This is a genomic window from Streptomyces colwelliae, from assembly GCF_048158785.1.
Classification (GTDB): domain Bacteria; phylum Actinomycetota; class Actinomycetes; order Streptomycetales; family Streptomycetaceae; genus Streptomyces.
Window position 1 is genome coordinate 1 of record NZ_JBLTJC010001005.1, and the last position, 417, is coordinate 417.

General features: G+C 60.9%; 1 protein-coding gene. It reads right to left on the reverse strand.

Annotated features, from left to right (window positions below; translation table 11 throughout):
• The coding region (locus ACNFOC_RS55570; protein WP_416966467.1) for a hypothetical protein at positions 1–304 on the reverse strand (304 nt) is incomplete at its 3' end.
• Between the last annotated feature and the right edge of the window lie 113 nt (positions 305–417).

A 417-nucleotide genomic window follows, 5' to 3' on the forward strand; every position in this document is an offset into this window, starting at 1 on the left:
GCAGGATGTTGTCGGCCTTCAGCGTGAGATCGACGGCCTTGCGCTGGTTATCCGGTAGCAACGCGACCTGCACATTGGCCTGCTGGCCAAGCTTCGTGCCGGTCGATACCGCCGTATAGTCGGCGAGAGTCACAAAATTCTGTTGCTGGAGTGTGAGGCTCGTTCCAGCCGAGACGATAACATTCGAGGTTGCGCCAGACCACTGGTCTGTAACAGCCTCGATCGTATACGAACCAAAGCCGCCGCCCGTCAGCAGTGACTGAGGCAACGTGCTCGCGGATCCGCCAATCTGGATCGTGTTCACGCCGGCGAGCCTCAGGCTGCCGTTGCTCTCGAAGCCATAACCACGCAGAGTGCCGTCAAGCTTGATGACGGCCGGGGTAGCGACACCTGGCGTTGGGTGGTGCGGTCCCTGCG